Origin of the sequence: Ensifer sp. M14, from assembly GCF_003355565.1 — a bacterium.
In the GTDB taxonomy this organism is placed as follows: domain Bacteria; phylum Pseudomonadota; class Alphaproteobacteria; order Rhizobiales; family Rhizobiaceae; genus Ensifer.
Map to the genome: position 1 here is coordinate 1,942,563 of NZ_QJNR01000004.1, position 16,937 is coordinate 1,959,499.

The window sequence follows — 16,937 nt, forward strand, 5'->3', positions numbered from 1 at the left end:
TTGCGCCGTAATCCCAAAAACCTTCGCTCACCCGCACCCCATCTCGTGAGGCAGTCGTTACCGTAAACTGCAAGCTTGCGCTGGCCGTGCGTCAAAGTTCAGCCCGAATCTGACCGGCACTCATCCGTGCAACTGCAAGTCGTTGTCGGGGGAAGTGTCAATGAACAAACAAGAATGCGATCGTACAGGCCGTAGCGGCTGGCGATCCTCTGGGCGCGTGCTGGGTGAGCGGTTGCGATCGGCGTCGCCGTTCCTTCGCGTTGCGGGCTTAAGCGTATCTCTTGCGGGCCTTGCTGCCTGCCAGAGCGCGTCGCTCAGCGAGACCGGCTCGCTGTCGTCCTACAAGGATTTCGTCGCCAGCGACGGCATGGTGACCAAGACGAAGTACCGGGTTGATTCCGATGCGACCAAGACGGTCAAGACCGTGCACCTGATCCCGACGACCTTTGCCTCCAATGCCGATGTCGGTACGCTCGGCGATCCCCAGAAGAAACTGGTGGCGACGGGCATCGACCGGTCGCTGTGCGAGGCGCTCAGCGCCCATTTTGATGTCGTGCCGGTCTCGAAGCCTGCGGATATGGCGGTGCGCTCCGTCGTCAGCAAGGTCAAGGCGACCAATGCCGTCGTCGCCGGCGTGTCGACCGTCACCTCGGCGGTGGCTCCGGTGCCGGTCCCGCGTATTCCGATCGGTCTTGGCAGTCTCGCCGTCGAGGCGGAGGCCTTCGATACAAGGGGCAAGCAGATCGCTGGGCTCACATGGGCGCGGGGCGCCAATATCCTGACCAACGGCTCGCGCGCATCGACAGCGGCCGACGCCTTCGAACTGGCCGGCGACTTCTCCGAGGATTTCAGCGCGTTGCTGGCAAAATCGAACGACCCGATGAAGTCGGATTTCGAATTGCCGTCGATGAAGGCCGTCTCAAACAGCCTGTCCTATGCGGTCACCGGCAAGCCGACCGATCCCGATTGCGCGGTTTTCGGGCGTGGCTCTGGGGTGACAGGCATCGTCGGCGGCGGCCTGGGCTTGCCGCCGGAATGGACCGAAAAGAAGCGCAACTGAGGAGGCGCCTTCAACCGGGGTGCGGAACTGCCTTCCCGGTCGCGGGAAGGCAGTCGGCATGCATCAATAGTGCCTGACGCCGCCGAGCGACTGCAACAGCGAGCGATAGGCCCAGGTGTCTTCGCCACCCCGGTCGCGGATCTCGACCAGTTGCACGCGGGCATCCTCGACCTGGCCCTGCTCGATCAATGCCTGGCCCATGTAAGAGCGGGCGAGGATATAGTTTTCGTCGGCCTGGAGCGCCCTCTTGTAGTATTGCATTCCGAGCTCCATCCGGCCCGCCTTGCGATTGGCGTAACCGAGATAGTTCAGTACCCGGGCGCTCTTCTGATCCCTGACGGCGCCGAGAACCTTGATGGAATTCTCATACTGGCCGGCATAGGCGAGCTCGCGGGCGGCCTGAAAAAGGATGTCGTCGCTCAGGTCGCTCTTCTTGGCGTTGACGCAGGCATTTCGCTTGGCATCCCAGATCTTGCCGTTGGTGCATTCGCTGCTCGTCTTGGTTTTCTTCGGCGGCTCGCTGGTATCCTCGCCGGCGGCCATGGCCGTCTGCGCTGCGAAGATGGCCGCGCCGGCGGCAAACAGGGTGCATAGAATGGTCTTGCGGTACATCATGCCTATCTCCCAACAGATACAATGGCGCCGAGCACGCCATCTCCGGCACAGAGGATAGATCGCTCTGCCGGTTGTGGGAACCCGAACGGAAGTGTGACGCGCAAACAGGCGTAATTATTCCCCTCGGGGATGGGATTCCGGCAAATTTCGGGCCGGCCTCTCCCATGTTCGTCATGTCCCTAGAACCGGGTGGTCTCAACCAGCGTGGCGCCCGTCGCGTCGGCGTTGAGCGCATATCGCTCGCGGGTGAGATGCCAGTTGCCGGCCTCGCCGACGATGGTGAACAGGTTGTAGGCAGCCGGTGGCTTGTGGCCGCCCGGGCCCTGCGATGCGGAGGAGATGCCGACAACCGGCACCGGGCCGTTCGGCCCCTTCAGCGAATAGACGGTGTTGAGATGCGTGTGGCCGTGGATCACCAACTCGGCCCCGCCAGACGAGATCGTCGCCGCAAAACGACGGATGCCTAGCATGCGTTTGTGCAGCGAGGTGGCGCCGCGGATCGGCGGATGGTGGATCATCACCACGCGGAAGAGACCGGCATCGCCCGCCTGGCGCAGCAGATTGACGGTGGCGCGCGCCTGCCGCTGGCCGAAATAGCCGCTTGCGGCGAAGGGTGGCGTCGCGACGGCCGTCGAGCAACCGATCAGCGCCACCGGGCCGCGCACCCGCATATAGGGGAAACAACGATGGCTCTCATGCCAATCGACCGGGGCGCCATCGGCGCGCATGAAGGGATACCAGGCGCGCGTCGTCTTCTCATAGGCGCCGGGCACATAGGCATCATGATTGCCCGGGACGATCGAAATGTTGGCCGGGTCTCCCGCGTCTTCAAGCCAATCGGTCACCGCGGTGATCTCCCGCGACGAGGCGAGGTTCACCAGATCACCGGTGATGGCCATATGGTCCGGATCGCGCTTCTCGATATCGGCCATCAGGCAGTCGAGCGTGCCCGTGAACAGGTGTCGCCTGCGGTTCCGGTGCCAGTTGACGAAGCCGGTGATGCGCTTGGAGGCGAGTTCCCTCAAGGAGAGATCGGGCAGAGGGCCGAGGTGGACATCGGAGATATGGGCAAGTTTGAACATCGTCCCCGTCTAGCGCATATTCCGGTTGAGGGGAATCATGTCACCGGATTAATCCGGCCCGGCGGTCCATTCGGAAGGATAAGCATCTGGAAAAGCAGCAGCCTGGGGAGGTGCGGCGCTGGTATCACCGCGTCCTGATGCGCCTTGCTCACGGATACTACGCCTTGTCACGCGGTATGACGATCGGCGTGCGCGCCGCCTGCTTCGACGATGAAGGTCGTGTCTTTCTGGTACGGCACTCGTATCTGCCCGGCTGGCATCTGCCGGGTGGCGGGCTCGACCGTGACGAGACGGCACTCGACGGCCTGCTGCGCGAATTGCGCGAGGAGGGTAATCTCGAGGCGGCAGTCCCGCCGATGCTGGCGCAGGTCTATTACAACAGGCGCACGAGCCGTCGCGACCACGTGGTGTTCTACCGCTGTGACCATGTTCGCCAGCTGGCGCCGAAGACGCCGGATCTGGAGATTTCGGCAAGCGGCTTCTTTGCGCTCGATGCTCTGCCTGACGATACGACGCCCGCAACGCGCCGCCGGCTTGCAGAGCTCGCCGGCGCCACCGCTGTCGATGTCTATTGGTGAGGCGGCAACGCCCCGCCTTGCTTCGAGGCCTGCGCTGCCGGCTGGCTAGATGGATTCCCGCCCATGCGGTGCATCCAGATCAAGGATCGGGCCGACGGGAACGACCCCGGTCGGATTGATCATCGTGTGGCTGCGGTAATAGTGTTCCTTGATGTGGCGCATGTTGACCGTCTCGGCCACGCCAGGCACCTGGTAAAGATCGCGCAGATAGCCCTGCAGGTTTTTGTAATCAGCGATCCGGCGGATGTTGCACTTGAAGTGGCCGACATAAACCGGGTCGAAGCGCACCAGCGTCGTGAACAGCCGCCAATCGGCCTCGGTGATCTGGTTGCCGGTCAGGTAGCGTCGGGATGCCAGCCGCTCGTCCAGTTCATCGAGCATGTCGAACAGCGGGGTAACGCCTTCCTCGTAGGCTTCCTGGCTGGTGGCGAAGCCGGCCTTGTAGACGCCGTTGTTGACGGCGCCATAAATGCGTCCGTTCAGCTCGTCGATTTCGCTGCGCAGATGTTCGGGATAGAAATCCTCGGTCGATCCTGTCAGCTCGTTGAAGGCCGAGTTGAACATGCGGATGATCTCGGCGGATTCGTTCGAGACAATCGTGTTCTTCTGCTTGTCCCAGAGGACCGGCACGGTCACCCTGCCGGAATAGGTCGGATCGGCGCGGGTGTAGACCTGCCAGAGGGCGTCGAAGCCGAAGAGGTGATCGACGGTGCCGCCGTCCTTGCCCTTGAATTCCCAACCCTTCGCCAGCATCAACGGATCGACGATCGAGACCGAGATCAGCTCCTCGAGCTTCTTCAGCTTGCGGAAGATCAGCGTGCGGTGGGCCCAGGGGCAGGCAAGCGAGACGTAGAGGTGGTAGCGCCCGGCTTCTGCCTTGAAGCCGCCTTCGCCCGATGGGCCTGCCGATCCGTCTGATGTGATCCAGTTGCGGAATTGCGATTCGCTGCGTTTGAAGTGGCCCTTCGTCGCCGCTGTGTCATACCACACGTCTTGCCAGACGCCATCTACAAGCCTGCCCATGGGCGGTCTCCTTTGTCGTTTCGTCGTTCATAGATAGCTGCTTTATCGGTCTTCGGTAGGTATCGATTTCTGAACAGTGCGTTTTGGGCTTTGACATCGGGCAATTTTCTGGTATCGGCGATTTCAGAAAATTTCTCTGTGTCCGGAACGAACCGAACTCATGACCTTCTCGGGAAACCTGCGACGACGCTGATGCTGCCAACGCCCTTCGGGCGAAGCCATCCCCATGTCCGTTCGTACGCCTGGTTCCTGATCCCATGACAAAGCACGACCTCGTCTACCTGACCGAAGACGCGTCCCATGACGCAGCCATCGAAATCATTAACGAAGAAGCCTTTGGCCCCGGCCGGTTTGCCCGGGCGGCTGCGCGTATCCGCGAGCAGGGCGCTCACGATCGGTCGCTGTCCTTCATCTGTGCCGACAATGGTGAGACGATCGCCTCCGTCAGGATGACGCCTGTCATGGCCGGTTCGATCAAGGGCCATTTGCTCGGGCCGCTGGCGGTGCGGCCGTCGCACAAGAACATGGGCATCGGTCGGGAACTCGTTCGTATTGCCGTCGAAGCCGCACGGCGGAAGGGCTCGCACGCCGTCATTCTCGTCGGCGACCCGCCCTATTATCAGCCGCTCGGCTTTGAGAAGGTCCGGTACGCCGCGCTGGAGTTTCCCGGCCCGGTCGATCCGGCGCGGGTGCTGGTGGTGCCGATGGCCGAAGGCGTGCATGCCGGCCTGTCCGGTGTCATCGGCTGGCGGGACGATACAGCCGCCGATGAGGCAGCCGAGATCGACGATATCGAACTGGCGCTTGCGGTCTGACGGCCGGTCCTAGACGAGCCGTTTTTTCAGGAAGACACGGCTGCGGCCCGGCGGAAAGTCGGGCAGCTCGCCGAAGGCCTCGTAGCCCTGGCGTTCATAGGCGCGCCGGGCCTGCGGATTGAACGTGTCGATCCAGGCGCCGTGGCAGCCGCGTCGCCGCGCCTCGTCTTCGGCCGCCGCCAGCAACTTGCCCGCAAGACCCTGTCCGCGCAGATCTTCGGGCAGCCACAGCCATTGCACGAACAGCCAACCCCAGGCCGTATAGCCGCAGAGGCCGCCGCGTTGGCCCCCGGCATCGGGACCACCGACGAGCACCGCCAGCGGCCGTCGTTCGGACGGGCCGACATCGGCGGCGTTGAACGCTGTCAGCCCATTGCCGATGGCGTCGAGCGCTTCAGCCGGCGGCTTGTCGGTAATCTCGAGCACGGGCGTTCCTACTTCGCCAGCCGCTTGGCGATCGGTTCGAACTCCGGCGTCGCGGTGCGCTTGACCGGATCCGGCGTGCCGGCGTCGATCGCATCCCAGTATTTCCAGTGCACCTTCTTCGATCCGAGTTCGTAGTCCATGCCGTCCCAGCTGTCTTCGCGGAAGCTGTAGAAGGCCCAGTGCAGGCTGTCCTTGTCGAGCGTCGTCAGCACGTCTTCGAGATAGGCCTTGCAGCCGGTCCAGCGGCGCATGCAGCCGAACTCGCCGGCAACGACGCGGTTGAGCGGTATGCCCTTGTCTTTCGCCCATTGCACCGGCTGGCCGAGATAGGAGGCAACGCGCGCCTTGTCCCAGTTCTCTTCGCCTTCGCCGAAGGGCACCTTGCCGGGATAACCATAGGGCCTCTCGCGCTTCAAGTTGGGGGCGCTGGTGGCCGCATAGGGCTCGTACATGTGGAAGCTGTAGAGCACCTTCTGGTCGCTGAGACCGGACGGCCAGTAATTGAAGGCATCGGCTGCGGCATACCAGCCGGCGTCCGCCATGATCGGGGTCGCCGGGTCAACCTCGCGGATGGCGGCAATCACCGTTTCGTAGAAGGCGACGAGGTCGGAGGCGCTGCCCTTCTTGCCGGCGTACCAGTCTTGCATCGCCTTTTCGTCGGCATGTTCGGCAAGGCCGTTCTGCTTTTCGGGCGCCGGCTCGTTGATGATGTTGTAGGCGGCGACACCCGGATGGTCCTTGAGTTCGCGGGCGAGATCGCGCCAGAAGCTCGCGGCCTCGGCCCACCAGGCCTTGTCCTGCCAGATGCGGCCGTCGAACTTGTTGCCGTTGTTCTGCGACCAGCGCATGCCGGGCAGCGACAGGGGAGTAATGACCACCTTCAATCCGGCCTTGTCGGCGCGATCGAGCGTTTCCTTCAGCGTCTTCAGGTCGGCTGCCGGAATGCCCTCGTATTTATCGGCGTCGCCGATCAGATAGTCGCGCTTGGTCGGCTTCCACTTGTCGTAGGACAGGCGAACCCAGGTGGCGCCGTAGCCGGACAATGCCTTGAAGTAAGCCTCGTCCGGCGGCAGCCGGTTGAAGCTGTTGCCGCCGTGCTGCGGCTTGTCCCAGAAGTCGATAAGGTCTGCCGCGTGAGCAGACCCGGTGACGATGGCACCGGTAAGGGCGAGGGCAAGGAAGGAGGAGGCTATCGATCGCATCTACAGGGCTCCAAAGAATGTCCCTGCGATGTCGACAGTCATTGTGGCCTAAATCAGGAACGGCGCATGCTGAAAACGTCGAGCCGGCTTTCACCCACATCCTTTTCATCGAGCTGCCAACCGCCGCGCTCATAGAAGGAGCGCTTCTGCGGCAAGGCGCAGAGATACACGCGCTCGACTCCGGTGGACAACGCCGCCTCCGCCGCATGGCGCACGATGCTGGCGCCGATGCCGAGGCCACGGAAAGTAGGCTCGACCCAGACGGCCGCCACCCAGGGGCGAAGTTCGGGGCGCTCCTCCAGGTCGGATTCGATAACCGATGCGGTGCCGATGAAGGTCGCCCCGCGGTGGGCGACGATGGCGAAGGGAATGTGGTGGTCGCCAAGGCTCCCCGCCACCATCTCGGCGATATGGCCGAAGGGAAAGCCGCGCGGCTCCCACCAGGCTCGCCAGACGCGGTCGGCTATATCATCGGCGAAGTAGGGCACGTCGCGCAGGTTGCTGATGGCGACGCTCGGATCGGTCATCGCCCCTCGCGGTACCAGGTTGCCGATATCAGCAGGAGCAGGGCGGCAAGGCCGAAGAGGCCGGTAAACAGCGACAGCGAATTGATGCCCCTGAGCACGGTTTCGTCGGTCATGCGCAGCGACAGCCGCTGGTCGTCGGCGACGCGCACGGCGCCGCGCACCGGCAGGATCGACGGCAGGTCGATGGCGCCTTCGGCGCTTGCCAGCCGGCGCACCAGACCCTTGGTCTGTTCAGCCCAGGGGCGCAGCTTGTCCTCGGTCGAGATCGCCGCCTTGAACTCCGGCGCGTCGACATTGCCGACATGGACGAGCGTCGTCAATTCGTCGTTGGCGACTTCGAACAGGCCGGTCTCCGTCGTCTTGACTTCGGCCCTGTAGAGGCCGGGCTCGCGTTGAGCGAGCGTCAGTTCCTCGGTCTTGCCCGAGGGGTAGGTGAGGGTCGCGGGGCCGGGATCGCCCTCGATGGTCTGGCGGGTAATTTCGAGCGTGCGGCCGGCGGCGCGGGCCGTCAGCGCTTCTTCTTCCAGCGCCGGCTCCTGCATCAGCCAATGGGCGGTGCGGCGATAGAGCGAGACGTGCGGACCGCCGCCTTCGAACCCGCGGGCCCAGAGCCAGCCCTGGTCGGAGAGCAGCATGGCGACACGGCCCTTGCCGACGCGATTGAGCACCAGCAGCGGCTTGCCGTCAGCCGCTTCCATCACGGTCTGGCCGAGCGGTCTGTCGACGTCGACGGTGCGGAACCAGCGGCCCCATTGCGGCGGCTCGCTGGCAGCCCCTTCGAGGCCGCGGGTGACAGGGTGTTTCTTGCCCTCGTCCGAAAGGCGCGGATAGAAGCCTTTTTCGTTCATCACGCCGGTCGGGTTTGCTGGCAGCACGGCCGAAAGGGGTGTGGCGGCAATCGAATCATTGCCGGCATGTTCCGGCCCTGCGGCGATCAAAAGCGCGCCGCCGTTCTGCACATACTGCGCGATGTTGTCGTAGTAGAGGATCGGCAGCACGCCGCGATGCTGGTAGCGGTCGAAGATGATCAGGTCGAATTCGCTGATCTTGTCGACGAACAGTTCGCGCGTCGGAAACGCGATCAGCGACAGCTCGTTGATTGGGGTTCCGTCCTGCTTTTCCGGCGGGCGCAGAATGGTGAAATGGACGAGGTCGACGGCGGCGTCTGATTTCAGCAGGTTGCGCCAGGCGCGTTCGCCCGCATGCGGCTCGCCCGAGACCAGCAGAACGCGCAGGTTCTCGCGGATGCCGTCGAGCACATGGACGGCGCGATTGTTGGTTTCGGTGACTTCGCCGGGGACGCCGTTGACCGCGAATTCGAGGATGTTGTTGCCGCCGCGCGGCACGGTGAAGCTGAAAGGCACGTCGGTGCCGGGCTCGGCCACTTCGGTAGCAATTTCGTTGCCGTTGAGGCGGATGGTGACCTCGGCGGTTCCACCCGGCGTCTTGCCATCGTCAACCACACGGAAGGAGAGCTTCTGCTGTTCGCCGACGATGCCGAAGCGCGGCGCGCTGACGATCTCGATGCGGCGGTCGAACTCATCCGGCTTGCCGCTGATCAGCCCGTGGATCGGCGCGTCGAAGCCGAGCTTCTGGTTGATATCGGGAACGTCGTGGATCTGGCCGTCGGTGATGAAGATTGCGCCGCCGACCCGCGCCGGCGGCACGTCGGCAAGCACGGAGGTCAAGGCGGAGAAGAGCCGCGTCGATGGCGCCTCGCTCTCCTCGCTGTCGGCCGCTTCGACGAGGCGGGTCTCGATCTGCGGGAAGCGGGAGAGCCGGTCCTTGAGGTCGGCGAGCGCCTTGTCGGTCTGCTCGCGTCGGCCGGCATAGTCCTGGCTCTGGCTGCGGTCGACGACAACGGCAACGATGGTCGACAGCGGCTCGCGCTCTTCCTGGAAGAGGATCGGGTTGGCCAGCGCCAGGCAGAAGGCAGCAAGCGCTGCTGCACGCACCCAGGCGCCGCGCACGCCGCGCCAGATGCCGAGTGCAGCCAGGATTGCGGCTGCAGCGGCAAGCACCGCCAGATAGGGCCAGGGGATGAAGGGTGAGAAGTCGGCGGTCATCGATCGGCCCTCATTGTCCGAGCCGTTCGAGCAGGGCCGGCACGTGCACCTGGTCGGCCTTGTAGTTGCCGGTCAGCATATACATCATGATGTTGACGCCGGAGCGGAAGGCGTATTCGCGCTGCATCTCGTCCGGCGGTACGGTCGGCAGCAGCGCGACGCCGTTGGCGTCCACCGCCCAGGCGCCGGCAAAGTCGTTGCCGGTGATCATGATCGGCGTGACACCATCGCCGGAGCGGGCCGGGCGATTGCTCGGCTCTTCACGATTGTCGAGCTGAGCCTCGATCCACAGCGGACTACCGGTGTAACGGCCGGGGAAGTTCGACAGCAGGTAAAACGCCTTGGTCAGCACGTGGTCGGTCGGAACCGGCTCCAAAGGCGGGATGTCAAGATTGGCAAGGATCGCCTGCAGCCGCTCGGTATTGGGGCTGGTGCCGCCGGACGATGCACCGAGCGAAGAGAACTGGTCGCGCGTATCGAACAGCACCGTGCCGCCGGCGCGCATATAGGCGTCGATGCGGCTGACGGCCTGCGGGCTCGGCATCGGCGCCGATGCGGAAACCGGCCAGTAGATGATCGGGTAGAACGACAGCTCGTCCTTGGCGATATCGAGGCCGACGGGTGTGCCGGGCTCAAGCGTGGTGCGATAGGTGAGGAAATCGGTGAGGCCGGCAAGCCCGCGCTCGGAGAGACGATCGACTTCGCCTTCGCCGGTCACGACATAGGCCAGATGCGTGGTGTCGAGGCGCTCGAGAATGGCGGCGTCCTCCGGTCGGCTGTCGTCGGCCAGACTATCCGGTGGCGACGCGAGGAAGGCACTTGCGGCCAGCAGAAGGATTGCGCTCATCGCCTTTGCTGCACGCAGCCTCGAGAACGCGCCGCCCATGAACAGCACGATCAGCGCGTCGACGAGCAACAGCAGCAGCGCCAGCGTGAACAGCGACGGCTTCAGCGACCAGCTCTCGGAAGCGGCCAGTGGCTGGGTCGTGTGCGCACCGGCGGCCGTCATGTCGATCGGCGCCAGCTCGGCATTGCGCGGCAAAAGGTTGAGCGCGGTGAAGCCGTCTTCCGAGCCGTAGAGACCCGGGGGATTCTCCGGCGTCGCGACCGGAACCTGACCCGGGGCGACGTCAAGTGGCCGGGCGTTGCCAGTCTCGGCGACGAGCACGCCGTCGGCATTGAGCAGCCGATAGGGGGCGAGTGTCTGCTGTTGCGCCTTGCCCTCATTGGCAACGCCGCCGCCGCGCGACAGCTGAACGCTGCGGCGAAGCATCTCGACGAAATCGCCAGAGATCGGCAGGTTTGACCAGGTCGCCTCGGCGCTGACATGGAAGAGGATGATGCGCCCGGCGCCCTGGGTCGAGGTCGTGACCAGCGGCGTGCCATCGGCAAGGCTTGCCCAGGTCCGCTCGACAAGATCGGCCGTCGGCTCGGCCAGCACCTGCCGCTTGACGAGAATGTCGGCCGGGCGCGCCATGCCGGCAAACGGGCTGTTGCCCGGATAGTCGGCAAGCGGTTGCGGTTCGGACCAGGAGAGCGCGCCGCCGAGCGCCCGTTCGCCCTGGCGCAGCGTTACCGGCACCAGCGGATCATCGGCCGGGGCTGCGGCAAGCCGCGGCCCGGCGAAGCGGATGAGCATGCCGCCATTGTCGATCCACTTCGACAGTTTCGGATAGATCTCTTCCGGCAGCCGGCCGATATCGGCCATGATCAGCACCGAAGGCTTCTGCTCCAGCAGTTCCGGAATGGCGACGGCGAGATCGGTCTCGCGCGGTTCGACAAGATCGGCATAGGGCGCGAGCGCACGGTTGATATAGTAGAGCGGCGACAGCAGCGGTTGCGACTGGTCGCGGGCCTCGCCGCTCAAAAGCGCGACGCGGCGACGGCGGAAGCCATCGTCGAGCAGATGCACGCTGCCGGCGGTCGCGGCATTCTCGATACCGATGCGGGCGAAGTCGTTGCGCAGTTCGAAAGGCGCTTCAATGTCGCCCTTGGCGACACCTTCGCCGGCGGCAAAGGCGATCTGACCGTCGGCAATGGCGCGGCCGCGGGTGTCATAGGCAACGATCGGCAGGGTCTGCGCTGCGTCCTTGCGCAGGCGCGTCGCCGTCACCGACATGCCGGTCGAGCCGTTGCTGCTATCGGTCAGCGCCACGGTGCGGCTGCCATCGGCCTCGATCAGCCGCAGTTCGGCGGCTCCGACTTCGGACAGTGCCGCCATGGTTTTCTGATCTGCCGCCTCGATGCCGTCGCTGACAAAGGCGAGTGTGCCGGGCTTCGTGCCTTCGAACGCGGTTTTCAGCGCGGCAATCGCCTGGGCGCGGTCGACGGCGAGCGGGATGGGGGCGGCGGCGGCAAGCCTGTTGCGCGCAGTCGCTGCCGAGCCCGGGGTGGCGTCATGCTGGCGATCGCCGGTGAAGGCAATCGAGACGGCCAGGTCGCGCGCCTCCGCATCGTCGATCAGCGTGCTGACGGCATCGACGCGCTGTTCCCAGTCGGTGGCGGTCGCCCAGCTGTTGTCGACGACGATCGCGAGCGGACCGCCCGTTGCCAATGTGTTCTGCCGCGGGTTCACAATGGGATCGGCGATGGCGAGAATGACGGCGGCGGCCAGCAGCATGCGCAAAAGGGTCAGCCACCACGGGCTTTTCGACGGCGTTTCTTCGCGCTTCAAGACCAAGGCAAGGATGCGCAGCGGCGGAAACACTTCGGCCGCCGGTTTCGGCGGCGTCATGCGCAACAGCCACCAGATCACCGGCAGGGCGATGAGGGCCGCAAGCATCGCCGGATTGGCAAAGAGAAAGGGAAGGCCGGTCATAGCTGGCCTCCATGGGTGGCGCGCCCGGGCATGCCGGACAGATACATGTGGACGGCAACCAGCGCCTCGGAGGCGGGTCGATCGGTCCTGTGCGGCGTGAAGGTCCAGCCGAGATGGCGCAGCGTCACGCCGAGGCTTTCACGGCGCGCAAGGTAGGCGCGCTGATAATCTTCGCGCAGGATTTCGGCGCGCCCGGCGGTCAGCTTCTGGCCGGTTTCCGGGTCGCTGAATTCCGTCCGGCCGGCATAGGGGAAAACCTCCTCGGCCGGATCGGCAACCTCGACGACATGGCCGCGAAGGCCGCGGCGGGCGATCGGACCCAGCCGCTCCATGATCCGGTCGGTCGGATCGAGAAAATCGCCGATCAGCACCAGATCGCTGGCGTTGCGGATCATGCCCGTCTCCGGCAAGCCTTCGGAAAGCGGGGTCAGCATGATCGCGGTTGCCAGCCGTTCGGCGGCGTTGCGGGCCGAGATCGGCTCCATCACGCCGGGGCATCCGATGCGTTCGCCCGAGCGGGCGAGGATTTCGGCGAGCGCCAGCATCAGCACCAGTGCCCGGCTTTCCTTCGACACCGAACCGAGCGTCGACTTGTACATCATCGACGGCGACAGGTCGGCCCAGAGCCAGATGGTATGGGCGGCCTCCCATTCGCGGTCGCGCACATAGGTATGATCGTCGCGGGCGGAACGGCGCCAGTCGATGCGCGACAGGCTTTCGCCGTCGCTATAGGGGCGGAACTGCCAGAAATTCTCGCCGATCCCGCGCTTGCGTCGCCCATGCCAGCCGGAGATCACCGTATTGGCGATGCGGCGGGCTTCGACGAGGCAATCAGGAACAAGCATCGCGCGCTGCTGCGCACGGGAAAGAACCTCACCAGCGGGGGTACGCGCAACTATGTGCCCGATGGAGGCCATTCTTTATCCCTTGGCTTGTTTCACCAGCCCGGCGATGACGTCGCGCACGGTCATGCCTTCGGCACGGGCGGCGAAGGTCAGCGCCATGCGGTGCTGGAGAACGGGCTCGGCGAGCGCCAGGATGTCGTCGATCGACGGAGCCAGGCGGCCATCATAAAGCGCGCGGGCGCGGGCACAGAGCATCAGCGCCTGCCCGGCACGCGGACCCGGGCCCCAGGCGACGTTCTTGTCGGTTGCCGCGTTGCCGTTCCCCGGGCGGGCGGAGCGCACGAGATCAAGAATGGCATCGACCACCTTCTCGCCGACCGGCATCTGGCGGATGAGGCTCTGGATCTGCTGCAGGCGGGCGGCATCGATGACAGGACGGGCAGTCGCTTCGGCGGTGCCCGTGGTCTCAAGCAGGATCTGCCGTTCGGCGGCAAGCTCGGGATAGCCAACGTCGACCTGCATCAGGAAGCGGTCGAGCTGGGCTTCGGGCAGGGGATAGGTGCCTTCCTGCTCCAGCGGGTTTTGGGTGGCGAGCACATGGAACGGCTGCGGCAGGTCCTTGCGGGCGCCGGCAACGGTGATGTGATACTCCTGCATCGCCTGCAACAGCGCCGACTGCGTGCGCGGCGAGGCGCGGTTGATTTCGTCGGCCATCAGCAGCTGCGTGAAGATCGGGCCGGGGATGAAACGGAAGGAGCGATGGCCGGCCGCGTCCTGGTCCATGACCTCGGAGCCGAGAATATCCGACGGCATCAGGTCGGGCGTGAACTGCACGCGGCTGGAATCAAGCCCGAGAACGGTGCCGAGCGTCGCCACCAGCTTGGTCTTGGCAAGGCCGGGAACGCCGACGAGCAGGGCGTGACCGCCAGAGAGCACCGCAAGCAGGGTCTGCTCGACCACGGTCTCCTGACCGAAGATGACCTTGCCGACTTCGGCGCGCACGAGCGCGATTTCCGAAAGCGCGTTTTCCGCCGCGGCAACGATCGCCTTTTCGTCGGTCGCGTCCGTCGCGCCCTTCATCACACTCATGGTCGTACTCCCCGGTCGCCCGTTGTTGAACCGAATCGCCCCGCCGGGGAATTTCAGTTGCCTTATTCCAATTTAGACCCTGGCGGACGGCTGACAAGTCGCCGCAGACGCACTATCTCGTGACATCATACACGCCGCATCTCGCGACGGCATACACGCCTCCGGTGCAAAATCGGGGCCAATCGGGACGGAACGATGGCAGAAGCCGAAATTCAGCGAACCGGGGACGCGGCCGGACTGGCGGCGCTGATTACGCGCGCGGCCGGCCAGACGGGCGACGGCAAGCGCGGCCTGCCGCCGGTGGAGCGCTGGAATCCGCCATTCTGCGGCGATATCGACATGGAAATCCGCGCCGACGGCACCTGGTTCTACCTGGGCACACCGATCGGCCGGCAGCCGCTGGTGCGGCTGTTCTCCACAGTTTTGCGCAAGGACGAGGACGGCGTCACCTATCTGGTGACACCTGTGGAAAAGGTGGCGATCCGCATCGTCGATGCGCCCTTCATTGCCGTCGAAATGAGCGTTACTCAGAACGACGGCGTGCAGGTGCTGACGTTTCGCACCAATGTCGGCGATGTTGTCGAGGCGGGGCCGGAGCATGCCTTGCGCTTCGTCATCCACGGCGAGAACCGTGAGCTGAAGCCCTACCTGCATGTGCGCGGCCGGCTCGAAGCGCTGGTTTCCCGGCCGGTCATGTACGATATCGTCGAACTTGGTGAGACCGTGATGGTCGACGGTGTCGAGATGTTCTGCGTGCGCTCGGGCGGCTCCGTCTTCTCGGTCATGCCCGCTGCCGAACTGGAAGCGCTGTCGCGATGAACGTGCATCCCTATTCCGCCGACGAATTTCGCCGCCGGGCGCTGACCCAGATGGGCGGGCCGGTGGAAAGCGCGTGGCGTGAGCACGGCGACTTCCTGCTCAATCCCAGCATCGTGCCGCATCTTGAAACTCTGCATCTGAAGGATGCGGCTGTGCTGGTGCCAGTGGTCGACGACGGCGAGGATGCGCATGTCATCTTCACTCAAAGGACCGCCAGCCTGCGCAAGCATTCCGGCCAGGTGGCGTTTCCCGGCGGCGCCGTCGATCCCGAAGACCGGTCGATCGAGCTTGCCGCCCTTCGCGAGGCGCAAGAGGAGATCGGTCTCGATCCGCGGTTCGTGGAAACCATCGGACGATTGCCGCATTACATGGCGCTATCAGGCTTCAAGATCACGCCGGTTCTGGCGGTGGTGCAGCCCGGCTTCGAGCTGGTGCCCAACCCGGACGAGGTCGAAAGCGTCTTCGAAGTGCCGTTGTCCTTCCTGATGAATCCTGGAAACCATGGACGCGGAAGCGGCCACTGGCAGGGCGAGGACCGGCATTTCTATCGCATGCCCTATGGTGACCGGAATATCTGGGGTATCACCGCCGGCATCGTCCGAATGCTCTACGAAAGGCTTTATGCATGACCTCGGTTGCCGGCGAGAGCTGGTTTTCTGCCCCATCCCTTCGCCGCGTCTTCGATCTCCTGAATGTCGAGGGCGGCGAAGTGCGCGTCGTCGGTGGCGCCGTCCGCAACAGCCTGATGGGCGTGCCGGTCGGCGATGTCGACATGGCCACCACCTGGCATCCCGACGAGGTTTCGGCGCGCGCGAAAGCCGCCGGGATCAAGGTGGTGCCGACGGGCATCGACCACGGCACGGTGACGCTGGTCATCGACGGCATGCCCTATGAGGTGACGACGTTGCGCCGTGACGTTGCGACCGATGGGCGCCGTGCCGAAGTGGCCTTCGGGACCGACTGGAAAGCCGATGCCGAACGGCGCGACTTCACCATCAACGCGCTCTACGCCAACGCCAAGGGCGAGGTCATCGACGATGTCGGCGGCCTTGCCGATATCGAGAGCCGCACTCTGCGCTTCATCGGCAATGCGGCCGAGCGGGTGGCTGAGGACTATCTGCGCATCCTGCGCTTCTTCCGCTTCTTCGCCCATTACGGCAATGGGCGCCCTGATGCCGATGGCTTGCGGGCCTGCGCCCAGGCGCGCTCCAAACTGTCGACGCTTTCGGCAGAGCGCGTTTGGGCCGAGACGAAAAAGCTGCTTTCGGCCGACGATCCGGGCCGTGCCCTGCTCTGGATGCGCCAGGCGGGTGTGTTGACCGAAATCCTGCCTGAGACGGAGAAATGGGGCATCGACGCCATTCCGGAACTGGTTGCCGCAGAGCGCGCATTCTCGTGGGTTCCCGATCCGCTTTTACGCCTTGCGGCGATCGTGCCGCCGGACGCAGAGCGGCTCGAAGCCATGGCCGCACGTCTGCGCCTGTCGAAGGCCGAGGCAGCGTATTTTTCGCGCTTTGCCAATGCGCCGGCGATACTCGCAAAAACCGTGGATGCGGCACTCGACCGGTTGCTTTACCGCCACGGCCCGGAGGGAATTTCCGCCCGGCTTCGGCTGGCGCTCGCTTCGGCCAGACGCAAATCCGAAAACGATCCATCGTTGCTGGCTGAAACCGCAGCGTTCCAACGTCTTTTGAAGCGAACCGAGGCATGGAAGCGCCCGAGTTTCCCGCTGACGGGCGCCGATGTGCTGAAGGTCGGCATCCCGGCCGGACCCCGCGTCGGTGAAATCCTCAGCGAGTTGGAGACCCTGTGGATCGAGCGCAACTTCGGTCTCGACCGGTCAAACCTTGTCGCAAGGCTCGAAGCGATGGTGCCGCGCGCCTGAAGCGCGCGGCGTGAGAGCATGGCAAAGTTCGATGCGCCCAAGTCGAAACGTTCAGATCTCCCGCTTCGGGAGCGCGCCACGCGCTGA

16 protein-coding genes are annotated in these 16,937 nt (G+C 64.7%); 6 read left to right on the top strand and 10 right to left on the bottom strand.

The window, feature by feature from the left end; genetic code table 11:
* The first annotated feature begins 160 nt into the window (after positions 1–160).
* Positions 161–1,060, top strand: a complete 900-nt coding sequence (locus BLJAPNOD_RS09210) for a DUF3313 domain-containing protein (protein WP_115419597.1) — start codon at positions 161–163, stop codon at positions 1,058–1,060.
* Between the two features lie 63 nt (positions 1,061–1,123).
* Here BLJAPNOD_RS09210 and BLJAPNOD_RS09215 read toward each other — a convergent pair whose 3' ends face one another.
* Positions 1,124–1,672, bottom strand: a complete 549-nt coding sequence (locus BLJAPNOD_RS09215) for a tetratricopeptide repeat protein (protein WP_115421215.1) — start codon at positions 1,670–1,672, stop codon at positions 1,124–1,126.
* A gap of 182 nt (positions 1,673–1,854) precedes the next feature.
* A complete protein-coding gene (locus BLJAPNOD_RS09220) occupies positions 1,855–2,757 on the bottom strand; it encodes a metallophosphoesterase (protein ID WP_077503421.1) in 903 nt (300 codons plus the stop codon).
* Positions 2,758–2,894: 137 nt separating this feature from the next.
* Here BLJAPNOD_RS09220 and BLJAPNOD_RS09225 point away from each other — a divergent pair, with 137 nt between their 5' ends.
* Positions 2,895–3,335 carry an NUDIX domain-containing protein gene (locus BLJAPNOD_RS09225; RefSeq protein WP_077503422.1) on the top strand — a complete coding sequence of 147 codons (441 nt, stop codon included), beginning with the start codon at positions 2,895–2,897 and terminating at the stop codon, positions 3,333–3,335.
* 45 nt (positions 3,336–3,380) lie between these two features.
* Here the strand turns inward: BLJAPNOD_RS09225 and BLJAPNOD_RS09230 are convergent, their stop codons facing one another.
* Complete coding sequence (locus BLJAPNOD_RS09230) at positions 3,381–4,358, bottom strand: glutathione S-transferase family protein (RefSeq protein ID WP_115419598.1); 978 nt, start codon at positions 4,356–4,358, stop codon at positions 3,381–3,383.
* Positions 4,359–4,615: 257 nt separating this feature from the next.
* Between BLJAPNOD_RS09230 and BLJAPNOD_RS09235 the strand changes: the two genes are divergently transcribed.
* Positions 4,616–5,173, top strand: a complete 558-nt coding sequence (locus BLJAPNOD_RS09235; RefSeq protein ID WP_077503424.1) for an N-acetyltransferase — start codon at positions 4,616–4,618, stop codon at positions 5,171–5,173.
* Positions 5,174–5,182: 9 nt separating this feature from the next.
* On the opposite strand, the gene BLJAPNOD_RS09240 is transcribed toward BLJAPNOD_RS09235, so the two are convergent.
* The 7 genes from BLJAPNOD_RS09240 to BLJAPNOD_RS09270 are packed head-to-tail and all read right to left on the bottom strand — an operon-like array spanning position 5,183 to position 14,146.
* Complete coding sequence (locus tag BLJAPNOD_RS09240) at positions 5,183–5,599, bottom strand: GNAT family N-acetyltransferase (RefSeq protein WP_115419599.1); 417 nt, start codon at positions 5,597–5,599, stop codon at positions 5,183–5,185.
* Positions 5,600–5,607: 8 nt separating this feature from the next.
* A complete protein-coding gene (locus tag BLJAPNOD_RS09245; protein WP_115419600.1) occupies positions 5,608–6,801 on the bottom strand; it encodes a cellulase family glycosylhydrolase in 1,194 nt (397 codons plus the stop codon).
* 53 nt (positions 6,802–6,854) lie between these two features.
* Positions 6,855–7,328 (bottom strand): GNAT family N-acetyltransferase, encoded by a 474-nt coding sequence (locus BLJAPNOD_RS09250; RefSeq protein ID WP_199565921.1) that lies wholly within the window; start codon positions 7,326–7,328, stop codon positions 6,855–6,857.
* A complete protein-coding gene (locus BLJAPNOD_RS09255) occupies positions 7,325–9,394 on the bottom strand; it encodes a hypothetical protein (RefSeq protein ID WP_115419602.1) in 2,070 nt (689 codons plus the stop codon). Before BLJAPNOD_RS09255 ends, BLJAPNOD_RS09250 begins: the two co-directional genes overlap by 4 nt.
* Before the next feature lie 10 nt (positions 9,395–9,404).
* Positions 9,405–12,212 carry a DUF4159 domain-containing protein gene (locus BLJAPNOD_RS09260; protein ID WP_115419603.1) on the bottom strand — a complete coding sequence of 936 codons (2,808 nt, stop codon included), beginning with the start codon at positions 12,210–12,212 and terminating at the stop codon, positions 9,405–9,407.
* Positions 12,209–13,129: a DUF58 domain-containing protein gene (locus tag BLJAPNOD_RS09265; RefSeq protein ID WP_115419604.1), complete on the bottom strand. Its 921-nt coding sequence runs from the start codon at positions 13,127–13,129 to the stop codon at positions 12,209–12,211. Before BLJAPNOD_RS09265 ends, BLJAPNOD_RS09260 begins: the two co-directional genes overlap by 4 nt.
* A 3-nt stretch (positions 13,130–13,132) precedes the next feature.
* Entirely contained in the window at positions 13,133–14,146 is a 1,014-nt protein-coding gene (locus BLJAPNOD_RS09270) for a MoxR family ATPase (protein WP_077503431.1), read from the bottom strand.
* 195 nt (positions 14,147–14,341) lie between these two features.
* Between BLJAPNOD_RS09270 and BLJAPNOD_RS09275 the strand changes: the two genes are divergently transcribed.
* The 3 genes from BLJAPNOD_RS09275 to BLJAPNOD_RS09285 are packed head-to-tail and all read left to right on the top strand — an operon-like array spanning position 14,342 to position 16,850.
* Positions 14,342–14,965 (top strand): DUF1285 domain-containing protein, encoded by a 624-nt coding sequence (locus BLJAPNOD_RS09275; RefSeq protein ID WP_115419605.1) that lies wholly within the window; start codon positions 14,342–14,344, stop codon positions 14,963–14,965.
* Complete coding sequence (locus BLJAPNOD_RS09280) at positions 14,962–15,594, top strand: CoA pyrophosphatase (RefSeq protein ID WP_077503433.1); 633 nt, start codon at positions 14,962–14,964, stop codon at positions 15,592–15,594. The genes BLJAPNOD_RS09275 and BLJAPNOD_RS09280 overlap by 4 nt, the downstream gene beginning before the upstream one ends.
* Positions 15,591–16,850: a CCA tRNA nucleotidyltransferase gene (locus tag BLJAPNOD_RS09285; RefSeq protein WP_115419606.1), complete on the top strand. Its 1,260-nt coding sequence runs from the start codon at positions 15,591–15,593 to the stop codon at positions 16,848–16,850. Before BLJAPNOD_RS09280 ends, BLJAPNOD_RS09285 begins: the two co-directional genes overlap by 4 nt.
* The last annotated feature ends 87 nt before the right edge of the window (positions 16,851–16,937 follow it).

What these genes read in the sequence shown, in the direction of transcription:
- BLJAPNOD_RS09210 (WP_115419597.1), top strand. Translation starts at nt 161, where the DNA reads ATGAACAAACAAGAATGCGATCGTACAGGCCGTAGCGGCTGGCGATCC.
- BLJAPNOD_RS09215 (WP_115421215.1), bottom strand. Translation starts at nt 1,672, where the DNA reads ATGTACCGCAAGACCATTCTATGCACCCTGTTTGCCGCCGGCGCGGCC.
- BLJAPNOD_RS09220 (WP_077503421.1), bottom strand. Translation starts at nt 2,757, where the DNA reads ATGTTCAAACTTGCCCATATCTCCGATGTCCACCTCGGCCCTCTGCCC.
- BLJAPNOD_RS09225 (WP_077503422.1), top strand. Translation starts at nt 2,895, where the DNA reads ATGCGCCTTGCTCACGGATACTACGCCTTGTCACGCGGTATGACGATC.
- BLJAPNOD_RS09230 (WP_115419598.1), bottom strand. Translation starts at nt 4,358, where the DNA reads ATGGGCAGGCTTGTAGATGGCGTCTGGCAAGACGTGTGGTATGACACA.
- BLJAPNOD_RS09235 (WP_077503424.1), top strand. Translation starts at nt 4,616, where the DNA reads ATGACAAAGCACGACCTCGTCTACCTGACCGAAGACGCGTCCCATGAC.
- BLJAPNOD_RS09245 (WP_115419600.1), bottom strand. Translation starts at nt 6,801, where the DNA reads ATGCGATCGATAGCCTCCTCCTTCCTTGCCCTCGCCCTTACCGGTGCC.
- BLJAPNOD_RS09250 (WP_199565921.1), bottom strand. Translation starts at nt 7,328, where the DNA reads ATGACCGATCCGAGCGTCGCCATCAGCAACCTGCGCGACGTGCCCTAC.
- BLJAPNOD_RS09255 (WP_115419602.1), bottom strand. Translation starts at nt 9,394, where the DNA reads ATGACCGCCGACTTCTCACCCTTCATCCCCTGGCCCTATCTGGCGGTG.
- BLJAPNOD_RS09260 (WP_115419603.1), bottom strand. Translation starts at nt 12,212, where the DNA reads ATGACCGGCCTTCCCTTTCTCTTTGCCAATCCGGCGATGCTTGCGGCC.
- BLJAPNOD_RS09265 (WP_115419604.1), bottom strand. Translation starts at nt 13,129, where the DNA reads ATGGCCTCCATCGGGCACATAGTTGCGCGTACCCCCGCTGGTGAGGTT.
- BLJAPNOD_RS09270 (WP_077503431.1), bottom strand. Translation starts at nt 14,146, where the DNA reads ATGAGTGTGATGAAGGGCGCGACGGACGCGACCGACGAAAAGGCGATC.
- BLJAPNOD_RS09275 (WP_115419605.1), top strand. Translation starts at nt 14,342, where the DNA reads ATGGCAGAAGCCGAAATTCAGCGAACCGGGGACGCGGCCGGACTGGCG.
- BLJAPNOD_RS09280 (WP_077503433.1), top strand. Translation starts at nt 14,962, where the DNA reads ATGAACGTGCATCCCTATTCCGCCGACGAATTTCGCCGCCGGGCGCTG.
- BLJAPNOD_RS09285 (WP_115419606.1), top strand. Translation starts at nt 15,591, where the DNA reads ATGACCTCGGTTGCCGGCGAGAGCTGGTTTTCTGCCCCATCCCTTCGC.